Here is a 3,057-nt window from a genome sequence, read left to right as displayed (position 1 = left end):
GAGCGACACACGAGGTTCGAACTCGTGACCTCAACCTTGGCAAGGTTGCGCTCTACCAACTGAGCTAGTGTCGCATCAACAACGTTTCCGTCGTTCAGGGCTGCGAATTATAAGAGCATTTTTTTGTGATGCAAGTCCTTCGTTCAAAAAAACTTTATTTTTTTACTGACCGACGAAAAAGCAAGCAAAACGTTCATGAAATACAACAATTTGGATCGCAGCCTTAACAGTTAGATCTTAAAGATCGTTTCGCGGTAGTACTTTAGCTCAGCAATCGACTCACGGATGTCGTCTAACGCTAAGTGTGTACCTTGCTTAGAGAAGCCATTTAACATTTCAGGTTGCCAGCGACGAGTTAACTCTTTAAGCGTACTCACGTCTAGGTAACGATAATGGAAATATTCTTCGAGCTCTGGCATGTGTTTGTACAAGAAACGGCGATCTTGACCAATACTGTTACCACAAATTGGTGAGACACCCTTTGGAACCCATTTTTCTAGGAATTCGATGGTTTGTACAACAGCATCTTGCTCTGAAATATCACTATTACGGACGCGCTCAACCAAGCCGCTTGATGTGTGCGTATTGGTACACCAGTCATCCATCTTAGCCAGCTCTTCTTCTGGTTGATGAACAGCGAGTACCGGCCCTTCAGCCAAAATGTTCAGCTCGCTATCGGTAACGATAGAAGCAATTTCAATGATTTTATGCGTTTCAGGATCAAGGCCCGTCATCTCTAAATCAACCCAAATTAGGTTTTGATCGCTAAAGGACATGGTTACGCCGCCTATTTGTTTATCGATAAAAGAGGTACTATACCTGAAAATACTTGAAACACGATACTCACTCGCTTGAACCCTTTGTTGGTTCAATCACTTGAGCGAACTCACACTAAGTACAGAATTGTGGCAAAAAAGAAAAAGTTAACCAAAGGTCAGGTGCGACGCGTACGCAGCAACCAACAAAAGCGCCTAAAAAAGCAAGAAGACTCAATCCAATGGGATGAGCACATGCTTGGCGCAAGTAAGCAAGGCTTGGTCATTACTCGCTTCGGCCAACATGCTGACATCGAAGATCTTGAGACGGGTGAAGTTCAACGTTGCAACCTTCGTCGCGGCATTGAATCCCTAGTATCGGGTGACCGCGTGTTGTGGCGTGAAGGTTTAGAATCCATGGCTGGTATCTCAGGTGTTGTAGAAGCAGTAGAACCTCGTACATCGGTACTTACTCGTCCAGATTACTACGATGGCTTAAAACCTGTGGCCGCAAATATTGATCAAATGATCATTGTGTCTTCGGTTCTACCGGAACTGTCATTGAACATTATTGACCGCTACTTGGTTGCTTCAGAAACACTTAACATTGCGCCATTGCTGGTTCTGAACAAAATCGACCTGTTGTCAGACGAAGAGCGTGCAACTTATGAAAGTTGGTTGGAAGAATACCAACGCATTGGTTACAAAGTTCTATTTGTGAGCAAGAAATCGGGTGAAGGCATTAATGAACTTGAAGCCTTGCTAGGCGACCGAATCAATATCTTCGTTGGCCAATCAGGTGTTGGTAAATCCAGCCTTGTGAATGCTCTAATGCCAGAGCTTGAGCAAGAAGTGGAAGAAGGCGAAGTCTCTGAGAACTCTGGGCTCGGTCAACATACAACGACCGCGGCACGTCTATACCATATTCCCACGGGCGGTGAACTCATTGACTCTCCTGGGGTTCGTGAATTTGGCCTTTGGCACTTAGAAGCGGAAGAGGTCACCAAAGCATTTGTTGAATTCCGCCCTTATCTTGGTGGCTGTAAGTTCCGTGACTGTAAGCACAACGACGATCCAGGCTGCATACTGCGTGAAGCTGTAGAGAAAGGTGATGTGAGCAAAGTTCGCTTTGAAAACTACCATCGCATCCTAGAAAGCATGGGCGAAAACAAAGCCAACCGTCAGTACTCACGCAGCAAGAAAGCGGATCTGTAACTGAGTTAGGACTGCAACTGTGTAAGAAAACATCACCTAATACTGACAAGCAGATGAAATTTCAGTAACATCACGCGCCCTAAAGCGAGAATCTAACAGAAGTATCGGAATTAAAGATGGACAAGATTAAAGTTGGACTGCAGTACTGGATCCCACAACACGGCCTAACGCGTCTAGTGGGTAAACTGGCTTCAGCTAAAGCTGGCGGTCTAACAACAGCAATCATTCGTTGGTTTATCAAACAATACAATGTGAACATGGATGAGGCGAAACACTCCGATCCAAAACACTTCAAAACGTTCAACGAGTTCTTTGTACGTGAGCTAAAAGAAGGCGCACGTCCAATCGCAGAAGGTGAAGCGGTGATCACTCACCCAGCGGATGCTTGTGTTAGCCAGTTTGGCCCAATTGAAGACGGCCAACTGATTCAAGCAAAAGGTCATAACTTCTCAGCTCAAGAACTGCTTGGCGGTGATGAGACACTAGCGGAAGAGTTCCAAGATGGTACTTTTGCAACGCTATACCTCTCACCTCGTGATTACCACCGTGTACACATGCCATGTGACGGCACGCTGCGTCAGATGATTTATGTACCTGGCGACCTGTTCTCGGTAAACCCACTAACGGCAGAAAACGTACCAAACCTATTCGCACGTAACGAGCGCGTAGTGTGTATCTTCGATACTGCGATTGGTCCAATGGCACAAGTACTGGTTGGTGCAACCATCGTAGGCAGCATTGAGCAAGTATGGGCTGGCACTGTTACGCCACCACGCGGTAATACTGTTTACAAATGGGATTACCCTGCAGAAGGTAACAAAGCCGTTATCTTGAAAAAAGGTGAAGAAATGGGCCGCTTCAAGCTTGGCTCAACGGTTATCAACCTATTCGCTAAAGATGCCATCACATTCGATGAGAGCATGGAAAACGGTAAACCAACAGTAATGGGTACACCTTACGCGCACCAGCAGTAAGGCTTCCGTACAAAATGATTTTAAAGGCCTCCGCTCGCGGGGGCTAATTATATGGTCCGCCTCACTCTCAAGCCCTACGCTTAGAGTAGGCTCTCAGAACGAGGTGAACCATA

Annotated in this window: 3 protein-coding genes and 1 tRNA gene; 2 read left to right on the top strand and 2 right to left on the bottom strand. The window is 46.0% G+C overall.

Annotated features, from left to right (window positions below; genetic code table 11):
- Position 1 precedes the first annotated feature (1 nt).
- Together OQJ86_RS26140 and orn are read right to left on the bottom strand one after the other, a co-directional pair.
- Positions 2-74: transfer RNA gene (locus OQJ86_RS26140), tRNA-Gly, on the bottom strand.
- A gap of 156 nt (positions 75-230) precedes the next feature.
- A complete protein-coding gene (gene orn / locus OQJ86_RS26135; RefSeq protein WP_265992189.1) occupies positions 231-776 on the bottom strand; it encodes an oligoribonuclease in 546 nt (181 codons plus the stop codon).
- A gap of 129 nt (positions 777-905) precedes the next feature.
- On the opposite strand from orn, the gene rsgA reads away from it, so the two are divergent.
- Positions 906-1,970, top strand: coding sequence for a small ribosomal subunit biogenesis GTPase RsgA (gene rsgA / locus OQJ86_RS26130; RefSeq protein ID WP_038874102.1), 1,065 nt, complete (start codon positions 906-908; stop codon positions 1,968-1,970).
- A 116-nt stretch (positions 1,971-2,086) separates the two neighbouring features.
- A complete protein-coding gene (gene asd, locus OQJ86_RS26125) occupies positions 2,087-2,944 on the top strand; it encodes an archaetidylserine decarboxylase (RefSeq protein WP_265992187.1) in 858 nt (285 codons plus the stop codon).
- Positions 2,945-3,057: the final 113 nt, after the last annotated feature.

Source organism: Vibrio sp. Sgm 5 (assembly GCF_026241575.1).
GTDB classification, from domain to species: Bacteria; Pseudomonadota; Gammaproteobacteria; order Enterobacterales; family Vibrionaceae; genus Vibrio; species Vibrio jasicida.
This window is presented reverse-complemented; position numbering and strand designations above follow the sequence as displayed.